The organism is Paenarthrobacter sp. NPDC090522 (assembly GCF_044769225.1).
In the GTDB taxonomy this organism is placed as follows: Bacteria; Actinomycetota; Actinomycetes; order Actinomycetales; family Micrococcaceae; genus Arthrobacter.
This window is the reverse complement of record NZ_JBIVXL010000015.1, coordinates 47,024-72,705: the sequence shown is the minus strand read 5'-3', so window position 1 is coordinate 72,705 and position 25,682 is coordinate 47,024. Positions and strand designations below refer to the sequence as shown.

Genomic DNA, 25,682 nt, shown 5'->3' with positions numbered 1-25,682 from the left:
CACTTTAGCCTACTTCCGGCTCAGATTGGTTGTTGAATCTACCGGAGATGGATCGTTGTCCGGCGAAGGTGTATTGCAACCGTGTGCGTCCTGGTACGCCCCTCCTAGGGCCCGGTTCGAGTTTCAGTTCCCATGTGAGGTCCACTGGCTCGCCGGACAGCAGTTGGCGTTTCACTTCGGTGATGACCTTCATCTCGGCCTTATGGAAGTTGTTGCTCTCGTTGACCTCATTGGGTGTGCCTTTGCCGCGGTTCTGCCACTCATGCTGGGGGAACAGCCCGGCTTTCTCGCCGATGAAGCCGAGGGCCGAGGGGCTGGCGTGGCCGCCGTCGTAGCCTTGGCCGCCCAACCGCCCGGCCTTGAGTTGCTGGTAGCCGTTGCGGTTGGAGTTTCCGGCGAGCGTGGAGACGATGTGGCCCTTTGCCGATGCAAGATGGGCGTTTTGATCCATGACGAGTGTGAAGGTGTTTTGTAAGCCGCCGTCGACTTCGGCAACAACGTTGTAGGTCACGTTGGGCAAGGGCTTCATCAGTTCCGGTGACCACGCGCGTTTCACGCCCGCGTAGGTGTCCACCCTGGTCACTTTGCCTGTTTCGTCGGTGTAGTACTTCTCGATGGTTGCGGCGTTGACTTCGCCGGTGTTGTCCTTCATCAAACGCCGGTTTTCAATGACGTACTCGGTGTTCGGCTTGAGGTTGGTGCGAGCAGCGAAGTTTTCCTTGCGGTGGATGGGAAATTCGATATCGCCGTGCCGCAAGGTCACGGTGTCGGTGATGTGCTCTGGTTTGGGGAACTTCGTCTCCATGGTGGAGGTGAATGTACTTGCGGGTGCGTGGCTCCCGGATGTCCTTGGCGGGGTGAACGCGGGCTGGTTGTTCTCCTTGATTGAACCCGCGATGCTATCCAGCTTGTCGGCCATTGCGGTGTGGCCTCCGGTGCGCATCAGGACGCCGTCGGGATTGGCAATCACGGCTCGGGAGAAGGCCTCGTCCATTCTCCGGAAACCGTGGGCAGCGCCAGAAAGGCTGTTGGCGGCCGTGTTCTTCACCCCGGAGACCAATCCGTCCTGCGCCTTGGTGACAAGGTTCCAGCTACCCACGCTGGCCTTGGTAAGCGCTCCCTGGACCTTCGCCGTGGTGTTGGGGGCCAGGATGTCGGAGACTTTCAGAGCCAGGGAGCCGGGCTTGTCAAGGAATTGGCCGGTCTTGAGGAGCACACTGGACGTGGCACTCAGCCTGGCAGAAAAGGCCGCCAAGCGTGCACTGTCCATCGTTGCGATGCTCAGGTGCTCGGCGGCGAGCCCTGCCTTGCTGGCCAAAGTTCCGCCCTTCACCGCTGCGCCGGCCCCGACGCCGATAACCGTGCTGCCGATGTTGAAAGTGGCACCGCCGATGGCCCAACCGACGTTGGTTTCACCATCCTTGAGATGGATGAACGCGGAAGGAAGGGAACCAAAAAGGTCTTGTGCTTCCCGGATCTTTTGACCCTCGCGCTTCTGGTATTCCTTATCGTCCAAGTGCCAGAGCGAGGCGATCAGGGTCCCCGCTGCGCCAGCCATGGCATTGATGCCGCCATAGGTAGCATCACGTTTGTCTTCGTTGGTCCATGGATTGAACGACCAGATGCCGTCGACCAGTTCGACTGCGCCTGCACCGATGCCCTGCATCAATCCCAGGACATCGTGAGGCCGGTACACAACGGTTTTATTTCCCCAGGGACGTTGCTCGTCATGCTGGATTCCAAAAAACGAACCTGCGTCGTAGAGGATTTCATCCACCACGCTTCCGGACCGAAGGTCGGACTCCTCGGGGAGGTCCACCCGGTGAACCTGTCCGCCCGAGACTTCAGCCAAGGACGCTGCGCAAGTGTTCTGGGCGGCGAAGTACTCAGAGCGGATGGCCTCAACGTCGGAAGACAACCGATTTCGTCGCGCCGTGAGGTCTGAGTCACCAGTCCAGTGTCGCTGCTCGTGAGTGGTGATTTGCTGACCACCCTGGGTGATGGTCGTTTTTTCAACCGACGTTGGGAACGCGTCGATGTCGGCGTCCAGAGCGTGTACGGCCCGGCCGTAGGCCTCCAAACGCAGCTTCAAATCCCTGCAGACACCGGAGAAGGTCTCGAGTGCTGCGGCTGTGGAGCTCGCCGTGCTTTGTACCCGCTGCGCGGTCGGCATCAGGTGGTCAAAAGCGGACAGCACAGTGGCGGATTCGTCGGCGGTGTAGTGGGCCGAGAGGCCCCGCCACGCTCCCGTGGTGTTGGTGAAACTGACAAGGTAGTCCTCTGCGTGCTGGCGCAGTGACTTGGACTCGGTGTCGAGAGTATCAACATCCGGGAGACGAAAGCCTCCGGAAGGATCCAGCCCGGACGAGCCCGTCTGGACGCACACTTCAGGGGTTAGAGCCATCTGTCCTATTCCTTCAAGGCTTGCGCCGGACCGCCGTGCACGGGAGCGGGTGCGGTGGTCTCGGCCAAGGCGGCGTTGCGTTGTGCAGCGCTGGCCATGGAGAAGTCGCCTTGCTGGTAGAAGGCCAGGGCCTTGGCGGTGGACGTGAGGATGGTCTCGGAGCGGGCCGCCACTTCTCCGGCGGACGGTGTGAGCCCGAGGACCACCACGTCGTTGAGTGCATTGAGGACCACAGCGGCGTCACCAGGGATCGACGCAGCGGCCTGCTCGAGTGCTTTGCCCATCCCCTCCAGGGAGGGTTGTGAAGCTTCGACGTGGGAGGCGGCGGCCTTCAGTGTTGAGGCGGCGCCGGCCATGTCGATGTTCCAGACAGCCATCAGAAATCCGGTGGATCAGCCGATGCCTTGCACGGCGTTCCGTGCGGCGGTCGCAGCGGTGGTGGCGGTCTCGTCGGTTTGGGCGAGGGTGGAGCGGACCAGTGCGACGATGGACCGGACTTCGGAGGCGGCGGAGGTCCAGCGGGCTTCGACTGCCTGGTATTCGGCGTCGACGCCGTCGGCGCGGAAGTCGGCCATGGCGTGGTTGACATCCTGCTGCCGGGCGGTGATGAGGTTCTCCAACTGCGCAGCCAGGGCTTGGATGTCGGATTGGACCTGGGCGGAGACGTTCGTGTCGTAGGCAATGCGGCTCATGATGGGTTAGGCCCTTCCCTGGAAGCGTGCGGCGTCGAAGTTCGCGGACCCCTCTGAGCGGCGGGCCGTGTCGGAGGCGGCGATGTCGCCTTGGGTGAAGGCGGTGTCCATCCCGGACTGGCCCTGCACGATCGCGCCCAGTGCGGTGTTCAACTCCGAGGCGACCAGGTCGGAGCGGTTCTTGAAGGAGTCGAACGCGGCCTTGCCTGCGCCGCTGAACTTTCCTTCCAGCGGGGTCACGGCGTCCACGAAGCGGCGCACCAACGCACCGAGGTCCTGATGCGAAGCATCCGTTTGCTTACCCAGGGTGGCGAGCGTCTGCGCACCCATATCGAAAATAGCCATGAGGTCCCCCAATTGAAGACAGTTCTGTTCCGCTGAACCAGCGGACGACCTTAACCAGCATGGTGACAAGCGTTGGTTATGTCCAGTCGATGAAGTAAACATGATCCATAAACATGATGACTTAATAGTCATACGGCTGGATTTCCACAGGGCGGGTTGCCATGACTTGCGCTGGCGGATCAATGGCGGGATAGGTTTAAGGGCTGTGGCACCGCAGCTGAGCGGTAGCCACGACGATGCCCGAATGGGGGAGTGTACTTGGCTGAAGACTACGATTCCCGTCTGCTGGAGTCCGCACGCGTGCGTAAGCACAGGCTCGATGATGCGCTGTTGTTCGGGCAGAATCCGCAGGAACGCACCTACAAGTCCGCTACCGCCAGGCTGATGCAGTCGCTCCTGATTGCCGCGCTGGTCGCGGCCGTTTGCGTCGGCTTCAGCTTCGTCCAGCACCTCCTCAGCGAGCAAGCAGCCAAGCAGCCCCCGGCGTCCTCAGCTACAGCCGTGACCATGACCGAAGGAACCGTATGAGCACCGCCCTCAGCAGGGTGACGGTGATGGCCGCGCACCGTCACCTGGACCTGCGACTTCCGTCGGATGAACCCATTGCAACCCTGCTGCCGCAGATCATCACCATGATGGCGGACCCCGGTGACGGCGAAAGCCAGCATTCGCCCGGAAGCCTGCAGGTGGTGACCACGTCCGTCCTCACTACCAGCCTCGGCTCCACGTTGGAAAGCTCCGGCTCTCTTCGCGAGGCTGGAATCCAGGACGGCTCGGTGCTCTACCTTCGCGATGAGCGTGACGTGCCGGCCGCCCCCGACGTGTACGACGTTCCTTCGTTTGCCGCGGAATCGCTGGAACGCATGCAGGCGTTGTGGAAGGGGCGGCTGAGGACCGTCGGCTTGTCGGCGGTCTCCGCCCTGCTCTTGGCGGCGGCGGCCAGTTCGTTTGTACTGCTGCTTCGTTCCATCGGAAATAGCACGGCAGCACTGACCGGCATCGCCATTGCCGCCGCACTCATGGTGGCCGGCGCTGTGCTTGGGCGGACACGCTCCACCCCGGGAGGCCTGTCCCTGCTGACGGCCGGTTTGGCCACCGCAGCCGCCACGAGCTCAATCGTGGTTCCGTTCGCGACCGGTTCGCTGCTCTTCGCAGCGGCCTTGGTGCTTGCCATGGCAACAGGGGCGTTGGCGACAGGAAAATATACTCCGCTCCTCTCCAGCGCGGGATTGCTCCTTGGCCTGGGTGGCTTGTGGGCCGTCCTGGGCCTCGTGACGCGGGACCAACCCCTTTCCGCAGGGATCGTGGGGATCCTGGCAATCTTCGCGCTGGGCATTGCGCCCCGGCTGGCAACAGTGCTCACGGGACTCGGGGCCCTGGACGACGACCAGCGCCAAGGCAAGCGAATCACCCGGAACACCACCCTCGATGCCATCCACGCTGCCCACGCCACGCTGACCGGCTGGACGCTGACGGCGGCGGTGGTCGCAGGAACTGCCGCACTGGTTGTGGCGACGGCGCGGGACAGGTCCGTGTGGGCCGTCCTCCTCTCGGTGTCGCTGCTCGGGGCTTTGACGCTCCGCGGCCTGGCGCTCCCGCTGTTTGCCCAGCGTGCCGGTGTTTACCTCGCGGCCGCAGGAGGTTGCTGGGGCACCACGTATGTTCTGGCTGTGGCTGCCAAACAACCCTTCGTGCTGGCCGCTGCGGCGGCGGTGGCCCTCCTCGTGTTGCTTGCCTCGATGCTCACGGTCCGCGAACAGACTGCCGCCAGCCTTCGCGTCGTGGCGTCGCGTCTTGAACTGATCTGCATCCTCGCCGCCGTGCCGCTGGTCCTGGGTCTCTCAGGCGCCTACACACAGTTGGGACATACCTTTGGCTGAACAACCACGCACCGGCTTCCCGTTCCAGGAACCGGGCGGCAAAAGAACACGCACGACGACGGCGGGCGGCTTTCCGGGTATGGCCGGCTCTCCTGCGAGCCGGCTCGCGGTAGACGACGCACCCGGCCCCTCAACAGCCGCCCCGGCTTCGCCGCCGCAAGCGCCCGTGACGACAGCAGCCCCATCATTGCCGCCGCTCACAGCGTCCGGTTCGCTGCCGCCGTCGGGCGTTGCTCCTTCCGAGCCAGCCACCATGGCGAAGGCATCCAGGAAAGGCGGCGATACCTGGTGGGAACGCGTTCGTTTCGAGGTCACCGATGCCGTGACCTCCGGATCATTGTCCGAACGGTTGATCCGGGCCAGTTCGGCCGTGGAAGCTCCCATCACCACCGGGCGCCGGGTGGTGGTCCTGGGAACGGCCGGGGGAGCCGCCACATCCACCGTGACGGCGTTGCTCGCAAAGCTCCTGGGAAGCATTCGCCAGGAACCGGTCATGGCCGTGGATGCCACAGACCTCCACGGCCGTCTCTTGAAATACCTCGGTGTGGAGGAAACGGCCCTGCTGTCTGACTTGATGCGGCAATACACGGCCCAACCCGTCAGGACATTGCCGGATGCCGTTGCTGCCGCCGGCACTAGTGGAAACAGGGTTTTCGCGGTGGGACGCGGCGACGTGCCAGCCGCAGCGGATGCGCCGATTGGCCTGCAGGAATGGACCGACGTCTCGGCCACGCTCTCGCGATTCATGGCCGTCACGATCGTCGACGGCGGTGCCTCACCTTTCTCACGGCACGCCGCGGCCCTGCTGGACAGCGCGCACGCAGCGGTCCTTGTTTCGCCGGTGGGCGCGGACCCGGCCAAGCTGCAGGAGATGAGGGAAGACCTGATGGGCTCCTATCCCGACGTGCAACAGGTGCACGTCACCGTGCACTCGCGGCAAGGCCACGGTGGTGCGCTCGCCGACGGCGTGCTGCCCTTTGACCGGCACCTCGCCTCAGCAGGAACCCTGCAGCTTGGCAAACTCGGAGCGCGGACCAGGATCGCAGCCACCGAACTCGCCGGCAAGGCACTCATGGCCGCGAACGGGGCGTGACCCCATGACCACCCGCCTGGTTCACCGCCCTGCCCGCACCACGCTCCCGGAACAGCCGCCCGAAGCCGCGGTCATTGATGCACCTCCCCAGCTGGCCAGCGGTGCCGGAGGAATGAACCTGCTGGCCCTGGTGCCCATGCTCGGCGCGGCTACCTCAGTGACAGTGATGATGTTGTTCCGTGGTTCGTCCTTGGCCGGGATCGGTGCGCTCATGATGGTTGCCACTGTGCTGGCTTCCGTGGTCCTCATGTTCTCGCAGCGCGGCAAGGCCACCCGGCAACGGGCCTCCAAGCGCAGGCTGTACATGGACTACCTTCGACGCCGCCGCAGCGACTTCGAGGCAGATGAACAAGCTGCCCGGACCAAGGCAAACGCGGCCCACCCACGGGCCGACGTGCTTGTCCAGGCCGTGGTGAACCACCCGCACCGGCTGTGGGAACGGCGACGGACAAGTCCGGATTTCCTCGTGACCCGCTTTGGAACGGGCAGCGTGCCCCGCCGCAGGATCACCGTCCAGGACAGCGGAGACGCCGTCGAACGGCCCGATGCCTTCATGCTGTCCGAAGCTGAGCAGCTCCGCGGGCGGTTCGCGGCCAATCCGGACATGCCCCTCACCTTGCCACTGGCCGCGGCCTCTGAAATATCGATCGTGGGGGACAGGGCAACGGCCCTCGACATCTGCCGCAGCCTGCTGTGCCACCTCGCGTCAGCGCAATCACCGGAGGACGTTGAGCTGGCCATCCTGGCCGGGAACCACGAGGCCGAGGATTGGGAGTGGGCCAAGTGGCTGCCCCATCTGCAGGACCGCGGATCGCTGCGCCGGGCGTCCACTCCAGCAGAATTGGCCCTTCTCCTGGAAGGTCCCTTGGCCGCCCGCTTGGCCGTCATGAACAGCGCAGCACGCAATTTCCAACAGGTGGCTCCCGACGCCCTTCCCCGCTTGATCGTTATCTCGGATCGTCCGGGGCACAACGCCGCCTCCCTTCCCGGAATGCCGTCGGACATGCCTGCGGCGAGGCTGGCCGTCACCCGGATCCATCTGTTGGCCGAACAACAGCAGGAGCCGGAACGGGTGGATCTGCGGCTCCGGGCCGCTCCGGACGAGGTCACCCTTGAATGGACGGCTACGGGCCAAACCATCCGTGGCACAGCGGACAAAGTCCCGGCGGTGGTGGCCGACTCCGTGGCCCGGGCGCTCGCTCCGCTCCGGCTGTCCGAACTGTCCCACGAATTCGGGGAGCACAGGTCTTCGCGGAGCTACGCCGAAGCCCTGGGCTTGGCCGATTACACCGTTGAGGAGATGCTGAACCTGTGGAAGACACCTCGGGGTGCTGACTTCCTCCGAGTGGCCATCGGCGAGGACGAGGACGGCACGCCCGTCCACCTCGACCTGAAGGAACCGGCCCGGCAGGGCATGGGACCACATGGATTGTGCGTGGGTGCCACGGGCTCGGGAAAGTCGGAGCTGCTGCGAACCATAGTGCTCTCCCTCGTCGCGACGCATCCGCCGGAAGACCTGACCATGGTCCTGGTGGACTACAAAGGCGGAGCTACTTTTGCGCCTTTCGAGCAGGCGCCGCATGTCTCCGGGCTGGTGACCAACCTGGTCAGCGACGCGGGCCTCATCGACAGGATCTACTCCAGCCTGGCCGGAGAAGTGAAGCGGCGGCAGGAGCTGCTGAAGAACGGCGGCGACTTCGCACACATCAACGATTACCGCGAGGCCCGGAAACGGCGTCCGGAAGACCCCGCGCTCGCGGAGCCCATGCCCTACCTGTTCGTGTGCATCGACGAGTTTGGCGAACTCCTCACCGCCCGAGCCGACTTCATCGACCTCTTGCTGTCCATCGGCAGGATTGGGCGGTCCATCGGAATCCACCTGCTCCTGGCGTCGCAGAAAGTGGAACAGGGCATGCTGCGGGGTCTGGACACCTACCTCGCCTACCGGATCGCCCTGCACACCAACTCGGAGATGGAAAGCCGAACCATCATCGACGTCCCGGACGCCTACCACCTTCCCAGCACCCCCGGCCATGGCATCCTCAAGGTGGATACCTCGGTGTTCAAACGGTTCCGCGCAGCTTACGTTTCCGGTCCCTTGCCTTCGGGTGACGACGACGCCGGCAGCTTGGTTCCCGAGGCCGTCCCCGTCCGTACCTTTCGCTTGTCGGGTGACTCAACCCCGGTACTTTCCGTGCCGGCGGAGGCTACCCCCGTGCCATCGTCGCCTGGCCACTCCGAGCCCCGTGACGCCGACAGCGCAACCATCCTTTCCGCCGTCGTGGGTTTCGCGGCCGGGCAGCCGCGCCTGACCCAGCCTGTATGGCTGCCGCCGTTGCCCTTTGCTGTCTCCTTCTCCGAAACCGGTGCTTCCTTGGACCTCACGTCCACGGGACCACGGCTGGCCCAGCCCCGGTACCTGAGCCCCGCCGTTGGGATCCTGGACGACCCCGCCCGCCAGTGGCAGGGGCCGTGGCACTTGGACCTGGCCGGCCGCGGCGGCAACCTGGCCGTCCTCGGCGCCCTGCAAAGCGGGAAGTCGACGGCGCTGCGTACCATCGCGGCGTCGTTGGCGCTGAGCCACAGCGTGGCTGAGGTCAACCTTTACGCGGTGGACTTGCTCGGTAACTCCCTGGCGGGGCTGGCGGAGTTGCCGCACTGCAGCGGTGTTGCAGGCAGAGGGAACCGGGAACTGCTGCGGCGGACCGTGGAAGAAGTCCAAAGCCTGCTCAACGCCCGGCAAACGGTTTTCGACCGGTACAAACTCGACTCGCTCCACGCCATGCGGACCATGCGGAACAGGGGAGCATTGCCGGAACTGAGCTGCACCGACGCTTTCCTCTTCATCGACGGGTTCGGCAGCCTGGGTTCGGAGTTTCCCGAGCTTGAAGAAGCCGTGGACGACGTCATGATGCGCGGCAGCACCTTGGGCGTCCACGTGGTTGTCAGCGCCCGGAACTGGTCCGACATCAAGATGAACCGGCAGTCGCTGCTCGGAAACAGGATTGAACTGCACCTGACCGATCCGGCCGACTCGATGGACCGCCGGCTTGCGGGCAGTATCGGTGCGGATCGCCCCGGCCGGGCACTGACCAGGGAAAAGAAGATCGGCCACTTCGCACTGCCGTCGTTGGAGACCGAACCTGACCGCGACAATGCCGGGCAGGAACTGGCTGCCCTCGCTGGCACGCTTCGGAAGTACGCCTCCACGAGCGCTGCGCCTGTGCGGGTCCTGCCCCGCCTGGTGGGTCTGCCCGGGAACCACGACGCTGCGCCAGGCACCATCGCGCTGGGGCTCAGGGAGCACGACGGCGGTACGGAAAACCTTGAGCTGTTCGGCACGGACAGGGGAGCCATTGTGGTGGGTGATCCGGAGACCGGCCGCACCAACCTCCTGCGGAGTGCCGCAGCCCAATTAATGGCCACCCACGAGCCCAGTGACTTGGTGTTTGCCGTCTTCGACCCGCGCCAGCAGTTGCAGGGGTTCATCCCGGACGACTACCTGGGCGAATACGCGGCCAACAGCCACCGGGCCTCCGAACTGGCCGTGTACCTCTCGGACCAGGCAAAGGAACGGTTGGGCGACGGCTCCAAGGAACCCCTGCGCAAACCCAGGATCGTGCTGCTGGTGGACGACTACGACATCCTCGTAGCCACCGGCAACCAACCGCTCCACGCGTTGGCCAGCTACTTGCCGTCCGGAGCTGATATTGGTTACCACGCCATGGTCACCACCAGGACCAGCGGGAGCAGCCTGCTGATCCATGACACCTTCATCGCCGGAACCAGGGCGTCCGGTGCTCCCGTGATCATGTTCTCCGGGGACCGCAGCGAAGGCGCGGTGGCCAGCGGCATCCGGCCCGTGCCCCTGCCAACCGGCCGGGCAAGGGTTGTCCGGACTGGTCGCCCACCAACCACCATCCAGTCCTTCCACCACAACGAGGCGCAAACCCATGAGCTATGACTTCCACCTGATCTGCGAAGAAGATCCGCGGAAAGAGCGCTTCGCTTATGCCGCGGGGGAGTTCGAGAACAAGTTCACCTATGAGAAAGCCAAGGATTCCCAAGACTTGATCCTGAGCCTCGCTGGAGAAGCCTTGGGCCTCATCACCGAGCCCATCCCGGTTCCGCAGAGCGAGCTCCGTCGGCTCTTCGGCGACGACGTAGCCACGCAGTTGGGTGGGCAGGGCTGGGTTTCCGACGTCAATATTCCACTTGACAAGGAAGATGCCGAGTCGGTCCGGGCCTTTCTGATGATCGCCGTGATCGGCACCAAGGGCGTGCTGATCGATCCCCAATCCCAGCAGGTGATCAACGCGGACTGGGGATCGTGAAACCGGCGCCGCTGCTTACAGTCGCAGTACACGGCCCACGGCCTTCAGTGGGGACCGGGCTGCGGAGGCAATTGGCCGAAGCCGTGGCCAACGCCCCGGAACGCTATGCCCTGGCTCTTCAGACATCTTCCGAGGCGTGCCTGAGCTATTCGCTGGTGTCTTTCCTTAGAGCGAGCGCAATCCTGTGGCTGGTGGAAGGGCCTCACGGAAAAATCAGGAATGGGCTGCTGGACCCCGTCGCCGGCTGGGACCAGGCTCCAGCGGCGAGTACCGCCGCCGTGCTTTTCGGCAGTGTGCTCCACGCCGAAGGAGGCGACCTTCCCGTGGGCGCCTTTACGACGCGGATGCTTGGGGCGTGCTCCCTGAGTCCGGAGTACATGGGACTCACGGAGCCACTGCACCAAGCGTGGGACATGGATGCCTTGACCGCTGAGCTGAAGAGGCAGGCACCGAAAGGGGTCGCCTTGGTGTCCGGCGACGGGTTTTCCGGCACCGTGAGCGCGTACCGCACTGAGGCCGGCGTGGTGGAAAACTTCGATGTCCTGCTGCCTGCCGGGCTACCGGAAGCAGATTCGGCACCGGCATTGGCAGACGCGGCCGTGGAAGCGAACGCCCAGGAAATCGGCATCGACGGTCATTACGGGCTGGTGGACGGGTTTGTACGAGTCGGGGGAGAACGGTTCAGGGAACCCCGGCTCAGGGTATTGGGTCCCTCACTGCACCGTGGCTTACCGGAAAAGCTGGACGCGGACGTCGAGCTGCGCGGCCGGGCCCCGTTCCAGCACTTGGTTGCTGCCTTCCCTGGAGCCGTTGCTCAGACGTAGCCATCCACGATTGCCGCTGCGATCTCCTTGTAGGCCCGCCGGGTTCCCGCAGCGATCTTATCCAGGGAGATGCGGTCGCCATCGGCTACCCCGCGATCGTGCGGCACCGTGATGAGCTGCCGGCAGAACCCCGCGAGGTGTTCCTCAATGGCGCGCTTGTTGACGCGGCTGGAAACCTGGTCCTTGTCCGTCACGACGACGATTGCGTTGCGGGCCAGGTTTTCATAGCCGTGGTCCGCAAGCCACTGCAAGGTGTTCCGTGCCCGCTTGGCGCCGCTCACGGCGTACCCGGAAGCTATGACCAGGTTGGTTGCCTCGGGCAGGACGCCTGCCATGGCCGGGTGTGAGACGCCGGTGCCACAGTCGGTGAGCGTCACCGAGTAATACTGCGAAACGAGCTGCTTGATCCGGAGGTATTCCCCAGCAGTCAGCGCATCCGACAAGGCCGGGTCCTGCTCGCCGGCCACCAGGTGGAGCCTGTTGGCGTGGTGCATGTAGTCGGTGAGCATGGTCAGGGAGTTGATGTGGTCGATGTCGCGGACAATATCCGTGATGGTGCGCGGTTTGACCTTCTGGTAAAGCATCTCCCCGAGTGCGCGTTCTGCCAGATCGCCGCTGTCAGGATTCGCATCAATGGCGCAGGGATGGTCTCCCCGGTACTCGGCCAGGATCATGCCGACGCCTACGGTGGTGGAGGTCTTTCCGATGCCGCCCTTCAAACTCAGGATCGCTGTGTTGAAGCTCCCTGACAGCGGGCGGGCAATCCGGCGTTCCAGTTCGGCCTCGTCCTGGTCCTTCGCGCTGGGGCCAAGGTTCACGAAGCCGCCCGTTGCCGAGTACAGGACGCTGCGGAACCCGGTGCTGGGACGCGGCTTGTCAGGCCGCACGAACTGGGTCTCCAAGTGGGCCGAAGGGGTTGCCACGGGGACGGACGGCGCCTGGATGGTCTTTTCGGCGACGGGGAAACTTCCCAGAGCCTCCGCCCTGCCATCCGGGTGGACGTGAAAGCGGCCTTCCTGTCCCTTGACGTGGTCGATGGCCTCAGCGAGGACCGGAGCGCCGGACGCCTGGGCATAGCCCGCAAGGACGGTGATGGCCGCCGAATACGGATCCGTTCCCTCGGTGGTTGAAATGGATTCTCCACCGACTGTTACCCGGCCGTCGGCGAACACTTCAACGCGTGTGGCCCCCAATTCCATCGCTGCACCCTTCGATATTCCATACGGCGCCAAGGCGACGCCCCAACCAGAGATCCTAGCGGGGCCGGCGGACATGGGTCTTGTCACATGGCTTTCATTCACTGGCCTACTTCCCGCCACCCAAGGATGCATGGAGGTTGGCCACGCGGTTCGCCTCGTCGAAATCGATGGTGACTTTGCCGTCGTCGAACGTCAGTTCAACGACGCCCGGCTGGACGTCCGTAACCGGCCTCCCCAACCGAAACCTGGCGTAACTCTCGACGGCGCGCCGATGGTTTTCGATCATCAAGCCGGAGATGCCCTCCATCAGGCGCATCTGGAACGTCAAGGCAGACGCGGGACCCAACTGCAGGCTGCCATGGTTGTAGGTGACTATGGCCATGGAACCGCGGCCGATGTCCGCCGTGAAATGGTTCGGCCTGCCGGTAATCAGAAGTGCGGCGGCAGCGATCTTGAACGCAACCAGCGTGGCCCCGCCCTTCGCTCCGTTGTGGCGGACCTCGTCATCGGCATACGCCGGCACGATCGCAGTGAACGGGACTTCGCCCGTGGTCAGCTCCGGAATCCCGTGGTGCTTGCCGAAATCGAGGATCTGGTCCAAGACGGCCTGCTGGGCGGGTGATGCCTCAACGTGCGGATTGGCCCAAGCCCAGAGGAAGCTTTGCGGTCCGGGAGCCGCGGTTCCCAGGAAGGCGGTGTCCGAATGCTTGGAGCTGTGCCCCGCGAAATGGAACTCGAGGCTTGCGAATTGGTCCGCAGTATCCCAGCGCTGGTACTCCCACTCCTCGAAGCGGTTGTCCTGCATCTGGTGGGTTTCGAGGAACAGGACGGCGGCGTCATCGACGACGTTTTGGAAGCTGGGCACAGTCATGCGGCCACCCTAGGCATGGCTTCCGGCGGGCAGGCAAATTGCGGTTGGCGGAACTGTGGATAACCTCGTTGCGTGCCGTCAGTGCCGGTCTGCAGTGCGCGCGATGAGGGCCTGAAGGTCTTCGGCAACCTTGTCCTGGCGGGCGCTGCGCGTCAGAACGCCTGAACGGTGCTTGGGCTTCGAGACCTGTCGCGGTTGGGAAGTCCGCGGCTGCGTGTTGCGGCGGAACGCGGCGTCGCGTGCCGTCCTCGGTTCACGCAGGGGCGCGTCGACGGTGACGGAGCTCTGCAGGGGATCGTGGAAGAGAGGGAGATTCATGGGTCCATTCCGGAAAGTGCGGGCCGCACGGGTGCAGCCTTGGAACGCTTAAAGGGATATGAACTCTGATCCTTGCATAACTGAAAACCCGGTGATATGGACGGATGCATATCGGACTGGCATTTGCTTGTGCACTTGTCCACGGGTTTTGGGGGCCTGGTCGGCACTTCAAGCTGTGCCGCTGGAGAATCCATGTCAGGCCAAATCCCTCGCAGCCTTGCGGCTGCTGTGAGGGAGAGCGTTCTCCGGACGTCTACCAGATATGCGGGCGTGCATCCAAGAGCGGTGTGAACAATTCAACTTCGGCTGCAGGAATCCTGCAGCTAACCGCTGCTTCCCGCCACTGGGTGACGGACCGGAGAATGGCCGACAGAATGGCATCCCGTTTGTCGGCACTGACGAAGTATTCCGAAACGCCCATCAATGCCCGCAGCCCGGACTCCCGTTTCGTAGCGCCATCGATTGAAGTGGCGTGTTCGGAATTGACGTCCGGATTGGGGTTGACATCGAAGGCCGGGGACAGGCGCCACCCATTGCTTCCTCGGATTAAGCCGTGGTTTTTAAGGTGATCATCTGTGTTGTTGACGGCGTAATTGAAAGCTATTCGCCGGAATAGTTCTTCGCGATCCTCGGAAGGAGCTTCCGAATGTTCGTCGATGACATCCAGAAGATCAAGATAGTCTCCGTGTGTGCCGTCTTCCTGCTGAAGCATGGTCATGGCCGATACGTAGTTGATCCGCTGACTCTTGAGCCTGTCAAAGCGATCCAGCACAAGAACCGGGTCGTTTGTGCCCACATGGTGAAGGCTAAAGGCAGGAGTCTTGATCCCCGCGTCACGGGCCAACTTGAGGGTCGCCGCTTCCCATGCGATGACTTTCCATTGATCTCCTTGATGCGCGAACTTGGCTATGGCAAGCTCGGAGCCGTCCTGGACTGATGCTTTTGGCCTCGCGCCTCCAAGGCTCGCCGTTCCGGCGTCCAGTAGCTTCTTTAGTGCAGCGAGGTTCCCGGTGTCCAACTCGGCTTCATGAGCGGCTGCCCGGAGTTCCGGGAGTTGGACGAGCTTGGGCACGTCGGTGCCATCGCTCAGATGCGGACCGTCCACGAGGCGGAACCGAAGAGCTCCTTGTCGCGTGACATCCGATACCCCTAGCAGGAAGTCCCGGTCGGTTAGCGTACCCGGATTTTTTCCAAGGCTCCTGGCTTCAGTTTGGACTCTCTTGGTGACTATGTGCCGGCCCCAACGATCAGGCGAGGCGTCGGCGAACGCTCCGGGCAGACCCTTGACCGTGTGGCTTCCACGGGTGACAGGGAGCGCCGGATCGATGGCGTACGACTCAGCATTGGCCAGAAAGGTGGGTGAGTACGTGAAGCTCGTAGTGGTGACACCCCGCCGAGCAACTATGTAGGCCCTGCCGACGTTGATTGGGCCAGTGGCCAGCTCAAGGTCTACCTCGACGGGATTCGTCATCGCCGTACGCGCTCAGGGAGTATCTGGTCGGCGCGGGCACGGCCAAAATCGGTTTCGTAGGGATCCAGGGCCTTATTAAGTTGCTCGCTTAGGCCGAGTACTCTGGCTACGTCGAGAAAGGCTTCCAAGCCCACGCCCAACTCCCCGTGTTCAATCTTTCGGAGTGTATTGCGGCTTATACCGGCCCGATCTGCGACTTGCGCCGCGGTGAGCCCCAAGAGCCTCCGCCACGTAAGCAACTGTTCGCCGATGGTGGTGGCCGTCCGCTGGGTTCTGCTGGAGGTCCGCGACATAGCCATGATTTCAGCTTAGACCCTAATGATCAGAATTACGACCATTAACTGCTTTAGTGGTCATCTTTGTGAGCACTAAGTTCCGACAGATACCTAGCCCCAGAGGGCTTTGCGGAGCAGGGTCTTCAGTTGCGTCACTTCGTCCTCGCTCAAGTGGGCGAGCTGCTGTTGTTCGCAAGCGTCCAGCTCCGAGCGGATCTTGTTGTGGATCCGGCGTCCCTCACCCGTGGAGACGATGGCCCTGGAGCGCCTGTTCCGTTGTCCGGGGGCGCGTTCCACCAGCCCGCGGTGTTCCAGATCATCCACCAGGCCCGCCACCTGGTTGAGGTCGAGGCTGAGGAATTCGGCAATCTCGCGTTGCGTGGCGTCCAAACCACTGCAGGCAAGTGTCAGTACCGAGAAGGTGCGCTCGCGGAGGCGGAAGTCGCCCAGGGTGTGCTTGTTGAGGGCGGAGCCGGCGTCGTGGAGCTTCCCCAGCAAGAGACCAACATCGTTGCCGATCTCCGCGGCCGCGAGGCGCGGTGTTTCAACATCGGCAAGCAGCGGACCCATGACAACTCCAAATAGTAGAAACGACCACGACCGCTACATTTTTGTCAGATGCGCAGGCCCCCATGACCGCTTCAAGCATCTCACGACGCCAAGAGTCGTGCGCGCAACGGGTCCTGTCAAGCGTGGGCTAAGGTGCTGGAAAGACTCACTTCCCAGGCTCACAAGGGGTTCCATCACACATGGGCGCGCTCGGATATCTCGCCGCTTCAGTTCCGCCACGCATGGCGAGTGCCGGTGCCGCAGTAGCCCTGCCCATCCTGGCCGTCCAGCAATTGGGGGACGTCGCCGTCGGGGGCTTGTTGGTGGCGGCTTCGCTGGGTCCCAGCGTGCTGGCCGCACCCTTGGTGGGCACTGCCCTGGACCGGACCCGCCGCCCGCGCTTGTTGGTGGCGGGATCCGGTGTCCTGACGGCCATCGGGTTTGCCGCTGCAGCGTTCATCGGACAGGTTCCGCTGGCGGTAGTGTTCGTCCTCCTGGTTCTGGCCGGTGCCGTGTCGCCCTTCTATATGGGCGGGCTCTCCAGTTTTGTGTCCGGTGCCATCCCGGATGGCCGCCGGGCCTTCGCCTATGACGCGCTGTCCTACAACGTGTCCGCCGTGGCCGGTCCTGCCTTGGTAGCGATCATTTCCGTATTACTCCCGGCGCAGGCTGCCCTGTGGGTGTTGGCTGTTGCGGCGGCCCTCGGTTCCTTGGCGATACGGGCCGTGCGGCTCCGGCCCCATGGCCGATCGGGTGGCTCGCCCTGGCAGGCCGTCAAAGGGGGACTGCGCATGATCTTCTCGCATCGTCCGCTGGCTGTGATGACGGCGTCGTCCACCCTGACCCAGTTGGGGCAAGGCGGTTTGGCCGTTGCGGCCATCGCGTTGTCCGTGGAACGCGTCGGATCGCCCAGCGAAGGCGCAGCAGTGGTGACGTCCTTTGCCGTGGGCAGTCTTCTCGGGGCGCTTTACGAGACGGCGCGGCCCACGCGGCGCTCGCCGGAATTCGTGATGCTGGCGGGTTTCCTGGCCACCGGACTGTTGACTGCGGTGGCCGCGTTGAACTTCGGCACGCTCTGGACGGTCTTGGCCATCGGCTTGTCCGGCGCGTTCACCGCACCCTCGACTGCCGCCATGCTGTTCATGCGGAACCGGCTTAGCCCGCCGCACCTCAAGTCACAGATCTTCACTGTCAGCGCCGGATTCCGGGCCAGTGCATCCGCGGGTGGCGCGGCAGTGGCAGCCTCGGCCGCGGGGTTGGGTGGTGCCGTGATGGTGGTGGCCATGGGGGCGATCTGGATCATTTCGGCGGCGTTGATGGGCGCTTATCCGAAGAGCGGCGAGTAGGCCACCCCGGGCGCAATCGGCAGGATATTGCCAATTTGCTGCCTAGGCGCCACAATTGGCTCCAGAAACACGTATAACGGCAAGATGTTGCCGGAGGCGGTGAGTAATCCATGAATGATGCATTGGCAATCGGACGGACGGTCCGCGAGGCCCGCAGGGAAGCCTCGCTCAACCAGCGGGACTTGGCCGAACTTGCGGGAGTTGCCGAGCGAACTGTCCGGGCTGTGGAGACTGGAACCGGCAACCCAGGGCTGGGAGCGCTCGTTGCGATAGCCAACGTCTTGGGCCTCCACGTGAAGGTGGGTTGATGGCAGGGGGCTTGGCTGGCTGACACCGACGAAGCCGGAAACATTCCGTCAAAGGGATAAATCCCGGTTAATTTTGTCCGTTCAACTGCCTTTGCCAGCCCAAGAGCATTACGATGAGCAACGACTCATCAGAATGAGTACACGTCTGAGTTCGACTCACACCTAACCGGGGGGATATACCAATGAGCTATCAGCAACAACCTCAGCAGACCCAGCCCTACGGCGCACAGGGCGGCGAACCGCCGCTGTGGGCTCCCTACTACGGCGCACCCATTGGCGCTGCTGTCCAGCGTTTCTTCAAGAAGTACACGGCGTTCACGGGCCGTGCGAGCCGCAGTGAGTACTGGTGGTGGGCACTGGTTGCCGCTGTCGTCGGCTTCGTTTTGAACCTTCTGACCACCATCCTGGGTGCCGCCGGTGCCACGGTTTCCAACGGAACCTCCGTTCCCGGACCGGGTGCCGTTGTTGGCTTCATCCTGATTGCCGTCTGGGGCCTCGCGACGATCGTTCCGTCCATCGCCCTGACCGTCCGCCGCCTGCACGACGGCAACTTCAGCGGCTGGCTTGTCCTGCTCGTCCTGGTTCCGTTCCTCGGAGCCCTGGCTGTCCTCGTCCTGACGCTGCTCCCGTCCAACCCGGCCGGCCAGCGTTTCGACGTGCCCACCGCATAAGGACCCCGCATTACCCGAAAAGGGGCGGCACACCATGTGCCGCCCCTTTTCGTATCCCATGGACCAAGCCGTGGCATGCTGAAGACCAGCCCCAACGACGAGGAGTGACATGACCATCCCTGCACAGGCCAGGAGCATCAGACGTTGCGCAGTGGTTGGGGGCGGCATCATTGGGGTTGCCGTTGCACGCGAACTCGCGAACAAGCTCGACGGCGCCCACGTCACCCTCTACGAGAAAGAGGACAAGCTCGCGGGGCACCAGACGGGCCACAACTCAGGGGTAGTGCACGCTGGCCTCTACTACGAGCCTGGTGGACTGAAAGCAACCCTGTGCCGCAGGGGAGTGGGGTTGCTCCAGGAGTTCTGTGCCGCAAAGGACCTCCCCTATGATGCGTGCGGCAAGCTCGTGATCGCCCAGACCCCCGAAGAAGCCAGGCGCTTGGACAACATCTTCGCCCGTGCCACGGCCAACGGGGTTCCGGGGGTGCGAATGCTCGACGCCCACCAGATCGGCGAGGTGGAGCCGAACGCCGTCGGGCTTTCCGCCCTCCACTCGCCGGAAACGGCGATCGTTGACTACGCGGCCATCACCAACGCGCTCGCCGACGACGTCCGCGTCGCGGGCGGCCAGATCCGCCTCGGCCAGGAGGTCACCTCCCTGGAACAGCAGGCCAGCGGAGTTGTTGTCCACACCAAGAAGGGGGGAGAGCACTACGACCTGGTGGTTGCCTGCGCAGGGCTCCAGTCGGACAGGCTCGCTGCGACGACGGGGGAGCCGAAGACGCCGCGGATTGTTCCTTTCTTCGGACAGTACTTCCTGCTGGGAGCCGAAGCCCGCAACCAGGTCAAAGGACTCATCTACCCGGTTCCGGATCCCAAACATCCCTTCCTGGGCGTGCACCTCACCAAACGCATTGACGGCGAAATGATGCTCGGTCCCAACGCCTTCATTTCCTTCGGCCGGGAATCGTATTCCTGGAAGGACGTCAATGCCCGGGACGTGCTGAATTACGCGATGTTCCCAGGGTTTTGGAATTTCGCCCGCCAGAATGTCCCTTCGGCCATCCGTGAGTTCCAAACGGTAGTCAGCAAAAAGAAATTCATCAGGGAGGCCATGCGGTTTGTGCCCTCGTTGGAAGGTGCCACGGTGGTTCCCGGCACCCGCGGCGTGCGCGCTCAGGCCATGAATGGCGACGGTTCGCTGGTGGACGACTTTGTGATTGCCCGACGCCGGGACACGGTTTTGGTGCGGAACGCCCCGTCACCTGGGGCTACGTCCTCCATGGCCATTGCCGAGTACATTGTGGAACAGGCCTTGGCGGGCTAGCCATTACCGCAGCGAAACCAGCGTAAATCCAAGCGAAATGGCACCGCCGTGTCGTGTTGGACACAGTATTCGTGGAATGCGGGTTCTTTGCCCTAAACTGCTGCACTGAGGTGCCGGAATGGCACTTATGCAGCAACGAAAGCGAACCTTATGGCTACTGATTACGACGCCCCGCGCAAGACCGAAGAAGAGTCTCCCGCTGAATCGCTTGAAGCCCTTCAACAGTCCCGTGGGACCGGTGCCCAGACTGCTGTCATCGATGTCGATGAAAACGACACCGCCGAAGGCATCGACCTCCCGGGCGCCGATCTTTCAAATGAAGAATTGACCGTTGTGGTGGTTCCCGAGCAGTCGGATGAATTCACCTGTGCTTCCTGTTTCCTGGTCCGTCACCGGTCCCAGGTGGCGTTGGAAAAGAACGGCCTTAAATACTGCAAGGACTGCGAAGGCTGAGCCACTTCGCGGCGCAACGGACCCCATCTGACCAGGAATGGCCGGGTGGGGTTTTTACGTGCCCAATATCACGCCACGGTCACGTGATCTTGGGTTACGAACGGGGTGCCGGAACTACAAGGAATGGTGTTCCAAGGGAGCCAAAAATGTCTTCCGAATGACCTTTCCGTGACCACCGAAATACCCTCCTAACGGTTGGGCGCCGAAGCGGAAACGAACGGTCCAAATGCGGGGTGACGCTCCTACTCTGGAGGTATCCAACCCGCCTTGAAGGGGGCAAAAAATGAGGAAAATCAGCGCCGGAATGGGAGCCGTGGTCGCGGTTGCCGGTCTCGGGCTGGTGGCGCCGGGCCCTGCCTCGGCAACACCGTATTGCGGGATCATGTGGGGATCGCTGGCAAAGGCCGATCCGGACATGAGCTCCGCGAATGTCACGAACGTCCGCACAGGCCAACAGGCCTGCTACGACCGTTTGGTAATCGACCTTTCCGGCAAAGTGGCCGGATACTCCGTGCAGTACGTTCCGGTGGTGGTCCAGGATGGCTCGGGCTTTGAGATCCCGTTGCTGGGCGACGCCGATCTCCAAGTGACTGTCACGGCTCCGTCCTACAACCAGGGCGGCCAAGCTACGTATGTTCCTGCGGCGAAGGCCGAGCTCTCCAACGTCTCGGGCTACCAGACATTCCGACAGGTAGCCTATGCGGGCAGCTTCGAGGGCTACACGAGCGTGGGGCTGGGTGTCCGTGCCCGGCTTCCGTTCCGGGTGTTCACCTTGGACGGGCCCGACGGCGGCTCCCGCCTGGTAGTGGACGTGGCGCACCACTGGTAGGCCTCCCAAGACACGGCCGCACACGGGGAATGCTGCCGGTTCGTACGGAAAATTCCGTGCGAACCGGCAGCTTTCCAGCGAACTGCGCGTGGTTGGGGCAGGTCGGGTCAGGGCAGGTCAGGCCTACTCGGGGACCACCAATGCAGGGGTGTCCTTGCGGATGGTCTCTCCGCGGAAGAACCCCGGCCGCACGCGGGACATGATCAGCATGACCACCGCACCCATCGCCAGGATCCCTACGCCGAGGACAAACACCAGGCCCACACCGAAGATCTCCGAGCCGCTGCCGAACTCCGGAGCCCAGCTGTCCACGGCCGTCTGCAGGAACACGACGAACAGTCCAACGCCACCCAGCAGCGGGCACAGGAGCCGCAGGAAGAAATTGCGGGCGCTCGTGAAGACGCTGTTCCGGAAATACCAAACGCAGGCAATGGCGGTGAGCCCGTAGTAGAAGCAGATCATCAGGCCCAGGGCCAGGATGGTGTCGTTCAGGACGTTTTCGCTGATCACGTGCATCACCGCGTAGAAGCCCGCGGACAGGACGCCGGCAGCGATGGTGGCGAAGCCCGGCGTCGAGAATTTCTTGCTCATGTGGCTGAAACGCTCGGGCAGGGCGCCGTAGTGCGCCATGGCCAGCAGGCTGCGGGACGGCGACGTGAACGTGGACTGGAGTGAGGCCGCTGAACTCGAGAGGACCGCGAGGGACATGAGGATCGCGAACGGTCCCATCACCGGTGACGCGAGGGCCGTGAACACGTTGGCGTGGTTCTCCTCGTTGTTCAGCCCGATTCCGGTGTCCCCAACGCCGGCGAACATCATGGTGGCGATGGTAACCAGCAGGTAGATGCCCAGCACGATCACTGCGGTCAGGGTTCCTGCTGCGCCCGCTGTCTTCTTGCCGTTGGCGGTCTCCTCGTTCACGGTGAGGCACACATCCCAGCCCCAGTACACGAAGATCGAGAGCGAGATGCCGGCCGCTACCTGCCCGAAGGTTTCAATCTTGGTGACGTCGAACCAGTCCCAGCTGAACGGCACGGCGGTCTCCGAAGTGGACCAGTTGGCGAAGGCCATGGCCACGAAGAGGCCCAAAACCAGCAGCTGGAACCCCACCAGGCCGTACTGCACGATCTTGGTGGTGTGCAGGCCCCGGTAGCTGACCCACACTGCCAGTGCCACGAAGACGAAGCAGGTGAGGACGTTGATGACCTTGTCACCGGCGAGGTCGGCGAGTTCCGGGTTGCCGGTTGCCTGGGCCAGGAACAGGTAGAAGAAGTCCACGGCCACGCCGGCCAGGTTGGACAGGACGATGATGTTGGCTGCCAGCAGGCCCCAACCGCCCATCCAGCCCACCCAGGGGCCGAACGCCTTGGTGACCCAGGTGAACGTGGTTCCGCTGTCCGGGGAGTCTGCGTTGAGTTCCCGGTAGGCAAGGGACACCAGGATCATCGGAATGAACCCGATCAGGAAGATCACGGGCAGCTGAAGCCCGGCTTCGTTGACCGTGGGTCCAAGCGCGCTGGTGAGCGTATACGCCGGGGCGATGGTTGAAATGCCAAGAACGACGACGGCGAGGAGCCCCAACTGCCCCGTCTTCAGTCCCTTGCCGCTGATGTCATGCGACGTTGCAGCGTCAGTGCTGCTGCGGATTGTCTGGCTCATGGAAGGCCCTTTCTAGATGGCCGTAGGCTGCTGCTGCGTGATGCAGTGGATGCCGCCACCCCGTGCGAAGAGCTCGCGCGCGTCAACACTGACCACGCGGCGGCCGGGGTAGGCATCGGCGAGAATGCGGAGGGCTTTCTCGTCCATGGGGTCGTTGAAGCTGCAGGCGATGACCCCGCCATTGACTACCAGGTGGTTGATGTAGCTGTAGTCCACAAACCCCTCGTCGTCGGTAAGTGTCTCCGGTGCGGGAACCTCGATGATGTTCCACTCCCGGCCTGCTGCGTCATGGGTGGTGCGCAGGAAGTCGATGATTTCCCGGGAGACTTTGTAATCCGGGTGCTCCGGGTTCTGCTGCGAATGGACCAGCAGCGTTCCCGGGCTGGGGATGGCTGCCACAATGTCCACGTGGCCTCGGGTGCCGAACTTCTCGGAATCACGGGTCAGGCCGCGGGGGAGCCACACGACGTGCGTCGCGCCGATGGTACGGGCCAACTCTTGCTCGATGTCGGCCTTGGTCAGGCCCGGGTTGCGGCCCTGGTCCAGCTGCACGGTTTCGGTCACCAGCACGGTTCCTTCACCGTCAACCTGGATGCCGCCGCCCTCGTTGACAATGCCGGACGGGAGGTGCTGGACCCCGGACCGGCCGGAGACGAATTCGGCGATGAGGGAGTCCTTGTCCCACGCGGCCCAGTCCTGGCCACCCCAGCCGTTGAAGATCCAGTCCACGGCGCCGAGCTTCTTGTTGGCATCGAGTACGAAGGACGGTCCGATGTCCCGCATCCAGGCGTCGTTCAGTTCCGCCGTCAGTACCTCGACGCGAGGGTCCAGGTAGCGCGCGGCCGTTTCGACGTCGTCGGGCGCTACCACCATGGTGACCGGCTCGAACTCAAGGATGGCGTTGGCGACGGCCGCCCACGTGGAGCGAGCGGCGTGGGCCTCTTCCTCGGTCTCGCCCAGGGTGTAGCCGCCCGTGGGGAAGGCCATCCAGACGCGGTCCTGCGGGGCCGTCTCCGACGGCATGCGCCAGGCGCTCACGCGGAGACCGCCTGGGGCTGGGAGCCGAGCGGCGCAGCAGCGTTCACCGGTTCGGTGAGGCGGGCGTACGTTTCCGGGCGGCGGGTGGCGAGGAACGGGAAGAGCGTCAGCCAGTCCTTGCGCTGGTCGAGGTCCAGGTCAGCCACCAGGACGGCGGACTCATCGCGCGGTGCCTGGACGAGGATGCGGCCGTACGGATCGGAGATAAAGGAGGATCCGTAGAAGTTCAGGGTTCCTTCGCTGCCATGGCGGTTCGGGGCGATCATGAACAGTCCGTTGGCGATGCCGTTGCCCACGATCACCTGCTGCCACAGCGGCTGGGTATCGAAGTCCGGGTGGTCCGGTTCGGAACCGATGGCCGTGGGGTAGACCAGGATTTCGGCGCCGCCCAGGGAGTACACGCGGGCCAGTTCCGGGAACCATTCGTCCCAGCACGTGGGCATGCCCAGGCGGGCTCCACCCAGCTCGGCGGGTGCGTGCACGGCGTAGGCATCATCGGAGTCCGGGCCCTGGCGGAAGAACTTGTCCTCGTAGTAGCCGGCCGTCACGGGGATGTGCAGCTTGTGGGTGCGGGCAACGAGCTCGCCGGCGGGCGAGACCAGGATGGCGGTGTTCAGGCCCAGCCCGTCGTCGCTGCCGTCCGGGTTCTCGGCCCTTTGGTACAAGGACGCGTGGACGGAGACGCCGAACTTCCTGGCTGCTTCTGCGGCGAAGGTGAAGGTGGGGCCCGTGAGGAGGTCCTCGGTGATGTCCGAGGGGCGGATGCCTGCAGCAGGGTTGTTCTCCGGGCGGGTGTCCGCCGGGTAGCGGGAGAGCGTCAGTTCAGGGAGGAAGACGACGGTGGCTCCCAGCTTGGCCGCACGCTCGATGCCCTCGTTGAGCTCGGCGCGCAGGACGGCTTCGTCGGCATGCCAGCGGTGCTGGACGACGCCGACCCGCAGCGGGGTGCGGGTGGACGGTTCGGTGCGTGCCAGGGAAGTCGGGGCTTCGAGGCGGGTAATTTCAATCATGATGGCATGTACTCCGGTGAGACGACTGTCACTAAATGAATAGCGTTCATTTAGTATGGCGGGAGTCACGCCGGAGCGCAAGGGTAGAAATGAACCTCGTTCTTTTATGACCGCCCGAGTGGCAGTGTTCAGCGGCAGGGTTCAGCGTTTGGGGCGGGCCCTCACATGCATGCGCTCGCCTTGCTGGCCGAAGAGTGTCAGGAGTTCCACGGGCTGCGAGGTTGCGCTCGCGAACCAATGCGGTGTGCGGGTGTCGAATTCCGCAGCTTCGCCGGCCTTGAGGATGAAGTCGTTCTCTCCCAGGATCAGCCTGAGCTTGCCGTTGAGGATGTACATCCAGTCGTAGCCCTCGTGGGACTGTGGGTTGGGTTCTTCCTTGCCTGTCCCTCCCGGCAGGATCATCTTGAAGGCCTGAATACCGCCGGCTCTCTTGGTTAGAGGCAAAGCGGTTCCCCAGTGGTGGACATGGGGCTTGAGGTGGATGCGGGGATCGCCCGTTTCCGGCGCGTCGATGAGTTCCTCGAGGGGGACCTGGTGCAGCCGGGCAATGGGCAACAGGAGTTCCAAGGTGGGCTTGCGCTGGCCGGATTCGAGCCGGGAGAGCGTGCTGACCGAAATGCCCGTGGCCTCGGAGGCCTCCGCGAGCGTCACGTTTTTCCGGGTGCGCAGGTCCCGAAGCCTGGGGCCGACGGAGTCGAGGAGTTTGCTGAAATCGGAATCCATGGCTCCAGTTTGCCATAGCAGCAAACTTTCTTGCCGGTTGGTCGGACCTCGCGAAACCATGGA

At 63.6% G+C, this 25,682-nt stretch carries 26 protein-coding genes; 12 read left to right on the top strand and 14 right to left on the bottom strand.

Annotation, left to right across the window (positions count from 1 at the left end; all coding sequences use genetic code 11):
- Nucleotides 1–4: 4 nt before the first annotated feature.
- The 4 genes from ACIQT2_RS18125 to ACIQT2_RS18110 are packed head-to-tail and all read right to left on the bottom strand — an operon-like array spanning nt 5 to nt 3,441.
- Nucleotides 5–2,404, bottom strand: a complete 2,400-nt coding sequence (locus ACIQT2_RS18125) for a hypothetical protein (protein WP_402949154.1) — start codon at nt 2,402–2,404, stop codon at nt 5–7.
- Between the two features lie 5 nt (nt 2,405–2,409).
- Nucleotides 2,410–2,781: a DUF6507 family protein gene (locus ACIQT2_RS18120; RefSeq protein ID WP_402949151.1), complete on the bottom strand. Its 372-nt coding sequence runs from the start codon at nt 2,779–2,781 to the stop codon at nt 2,410–2,412.
- Nucleotides 2,782–2,796: 15 nt separating this feature from the next.
- The gene (locus ACIQT2_RS18115) at nt 2,797–3,096 is read right to left on the bottom strand and encodes a pore-forming ESAT-6 family protein (protein WP_402949148.1); all 300 of its coding nucleotides are present in this window, start codon (nt 3,094–3,096) and stop codon (nt 2,797–2,799) included.
- Between the two features lie 6 nt (nt 3,097–3,102).
- Nucleotides 3,103–3,441, bottom strand: a complete 339-nt coding sequence (locus tag ACIQT2_RS18110) for a hypothetical protein (RefSeq protein WP_400272356.1) — start codon at nt 3,439–3,441, stop codon at nt 3,103–3,105.
- Between the two features lie 258 nt (nt 3,442–3,699).
- Here ACIQT2_RS18110 and ACIQT2_RS18105 point away from each other — a divergent pair, with 258 nt between their 5' ends.
- The 6 genes from ACIQT2_RS18105 (at nt 3,700) to ACIQT2_RS18080 (ending at nt 11,572) form a co-directional block, all read left to right on the top strand.
- Complete coding sequence (locus ACIQT2_RS18105; protein ID WP_400333828.1) at nt 3,700–3,969, top strand: hypothetical protein; 270 nt, start codon at nt 3,700–3,702, stop codon at nt 3,967–3,969.
- The gene (locus ACIQT2_RS18100) at nt 3,966–5,321 is read left to right on the top strand and encodes an EsaB/YukD family protein (RefSeq protein ID WP_402949144.1); all 1,356 of its coding nucleotides are present in this window, start codon (nt 3,966–3,968) and stop codon (nt 5,319–5,321) included. The genes ACIQT2_RS18105 and ACIQT2_RS18100 overlap by 4 nt, the downstream gene beginning before the upstream one ends.
- Nucleotides 5,314–6,414, top strand: a complete 1,101-nt coding sequence (locus tag ACIQT2_RS18095) for a hypothetical protein (RefSeq protein ID WP_402949142.1) — start codon at nt 5,314–5,316, stop codon at nt 6,412–6,414. Before ACIQT2_RS18100 ends, ACIQT2_RS18095 begins: the two co-directional genes overlap by 8 nt.
- A 4-nt stretch (nt 6,415–6,418) precedes the next feature.
- A complete protein-coding gene (eccCa, locus tag ACIQT2_RS18090) occupies nt 6,419–10,378 on the top strand; it encodes a type VII secretion protein EccCa (RefSeq protein WP_402949139.1) in 3,960 nt (1,319 codons plus the stop codon).
- Nucleotides 10,368–10,748, top strand: coding sequence for a hypothetical protein (locus tag ACIQT2_RS18085; RefSeq protein WP_400333839.1), 381 nt, complete (start codon nt 10,368–10,370; stop codon nt 10,746–10,748). Before eccCa ends, ACIQT2_RS18085 begins: the two co-directional genes overlap by 11 nt.
- Before the next feature lie 71 nt (nt 10,749–10,819).
- Entirely contained in the window at nt 10,820–11,572 is a 753-nt protein-coding gene (locus ACIQT2_RS18080; RefSeq protein ID WP_402949136.1) for a DUF6177 family protein, read from the top strand.
- Here ACIQT2_RS18080 and ACIQT2_RS18075 read toward each other — a convergent pair.
- From ACIQT2_RS18075 to ACIQT2_RS18050, 6 genes are all read right to left on the bottom strand, one after another.
- The gene (locus ACIQT2_RS18075; protein ID WP_402949133.1) at nt 11,563–12,771 is read right to left on the bottom strand and encodes a MinD/ParA family protein; all 1,209 of its coding nucleotides are present in this window, start codon (nt 12,769–12,771) and stop codon (nt 11,563–11,565) included. The genes ACIQT2_RS18080 and ACIQT2_RS18075 overlap by 10 nt on opposite strands.
- Nucleotides 12,772–12,877: 106 nt before the next feature.
- The gene (locus ACIQT2_RS18070; protein ID WP_402949130.1) at nt 12,878–13,642 is read right to left on the bottom strand and encodes a DUF6882 domain-containing protein; all 765 of its coding nucleotides are present in this window, start codon (nt 13,640–13,642) and stop codon (nt 12,878–12,880) included.
- A gap of 78 nt (nt 13,643–13,720) precedes the next feature.
- Nucleotides 13,721–13,960, bottom strand: a complete 240-nt coding sequence (locus ACIQT2_RS18065) for a hypothetical protein (protein WP_402949127.1) — start codon at nt 13,958–13,960, stop codon at nt 13,721–13,723.
- Between the two features lie 253 nt (nt 13,961–14,213).
- Entirely contained in the window at nt 14,214–15,431 is a 1,218-nt protein-coding gene (locus ACIQT2_RS18060) for a type II toxin-antitoxin system HipA family toxin (RefSeq protein ID WP_402949124.1), read from the bottom strand.
- The gene (locus ACIQT2_RS18055; RefSeq protein WP_397323322.1) at nt 15,428–15,724 is read right to left on the bottom strand and encodes a helix-turn-helix domain-containing protein; all 297 of its coding nucleotides are present in this window, start codon (nt 15,722–15,724) and stop codon (nt 15,428–15,430) included. Before ACIQT2_RS18055 ends, ACIQT2_RS18060 begins: the two co-directional genes overlap by 4 nt.
- Before the next feature lie 93 nt (nt 15,725–15,817).
- On the bottom strand, nt 15,818–16,276 hold the full coding sequence (locus tag ACIQT2_RS18050) for a MarR family winged helix-turn-helix transcriptional regulator (RefSeq protein ID WP_397323236.1): 459 nt from the start codon (nt 16,274–16,276) through the stop codon (nt 15,818–15,820).
- 179 nt (nt 16,277–16,455) lie between these two features.
- Here ACIQT2_RS18050 and ACIQT2_RS18045 point away from each other — a divergent pair, with 179 nt between their 5' ends.
- The 6 genes from ACIQT2_RS18045 to ACIQT2_RS18020 all read left to right on the top strand — a co-directional run bounded on the left by ACIQT2_RS18045 (nt 16,456) and on the right by ACIQT2_RS18020 (nt 21,189).
- The gene (locus tag ACIQT2_RS18045) at nt 16,456–17,601 is read left to right on the top strand and encodes an MFS transporter (RefSeq protein WP_402949121.1); all 1,146 of its coding nucleotides are present in this window, start codon (nt 16,456–16,458) and stop codon (nt 17,599–17,601) included.
- A 110-nt stretch (nt 17,602–17,711) separates the two neighbouring features.
- Nucleotides 17,712–17,909 (top strand): helix-turn-helix transcriptional regulator, encoded by a 198-nt coding sequence (locus tag ACIQT2_RS18040; RefSeq protein WP_402949118.1) that lies wholly within the window; start codon nt 17,712–17,714, stop codon nt 17,907–17,909.
- A 182-nt stretch (nt 17,910–18,091) separates the two neighbouring features.
- Nucleotides 18,092–18,580 carry a DUF805 domain-containing protein gene (locus ACIQT2_RS18035; RefSeq protein WP_402949115.1) on the top strand — a complete coding sequence of 163 codons (489 nt, stop codon included), beginning with the start codon at nt 18,092–18,094 and terminating at the stop codon, nt 18,578–18,580.
- Between the two features lie 109 nt (nt 18,581–18,689).
- Entirely contained in the window at nt 18,690–19,907 is a 1,218-nt protein-coding gene (lhgO, locus tag ACIQT2_RS18030; RefSeq protein ID WP_402949112.1) for an L-2-hydroxyglutarate oxidase, read from the top strand.
- Between the two features lie 150 nt (nt 19,908–20,057).
- Nucleotides 20,058–20,360, top strand: coding sequence for a DUF4193 domain-containing protein (locus tag ACIQT2_RS18025; RefSeq protein WP_387438096.1), 303 nt, complete (start codon nt 20,058–20,060; stop codon nt 20,358–20,360).
- A 283-nt stretch (nt 20,361–20,643) separates the two neighbouring features.
- The gene (locus tag ACIQT2_RS18020) at nt 20,644–21,189 is read left to right on the top strand and encodes a hypothetical protein (protein ID WP_402949109.1); all 546 of its coding nucleotides are present in this window, start codon (nt 20,644–20,646) and stop codon (nt 21,187–21,189) included.
- A gap of 123 nt (nt 21,190–21,312) precedes the next feature.
- Here ACIQT2_RS18020 and ACIQT2_RS18015 read toward each other — a convergent pair whose 3' ends face one another.
- From ACIQT2_RS18015 to ACIQT2_RS18000, 4 genes are all read right to left on the bottom strand, one after another.
- Nucleotides 21,313–22,848: an APC family permease gene (locus ACIQT2_RS18015; protein ID WP_397323228.1), complete on the bottom strand. Its 1,536-nt coding sequence runs from the start codon at nt 22,846–22,848 to the stop codon at nt 21,313–21,315.
- A 12-nt stretch (nt 22,849–22,860) separates the two neighbouring features.
- The gene (locus ACIQT2_RS18010) at nt 22,861–23,886 is read right to left on the bottom strand and encodes an agmatine/peptidylarginine deiminase (protein ID WP_402949106.1); all 1,026 of its coding nucleotides are present in this window, start codon (nt 23,884–23,886) and stop codon (nt 22,861–22,863) included.
- A complete protein-coding gene (locus ACIQT2_RS18005; protein ID WP_402949104.1) occupies nt 23,883–24,896 on the bottom strand; it encodes a nitrilase-related carbon-nitrogen hydrolase in 1,014 nt (337 codons plus the stop codon). Before ACIQT2_RS18005 ends, ACIQT2_RS18010 begins: the two co-directional genes overlap by 4 nt.
- Nucleotides 24,897–25,037: 141 nt before the next feature.
- Nucleotides 25,038–25,619 (bottom strand): helix-turn-helix domain-containing protein, encoded by a 582-nt coding sequence (locus tag ACIQT2_RS18000; RefSeq protein WP_402949102.1) that lies wholly within the window; start codon nt 25,617–25,619, stop codon nt 25,038–25,040.
- Between the last annotated feature and the right edge of the window lie 63 nt (nt 25,620–25,682).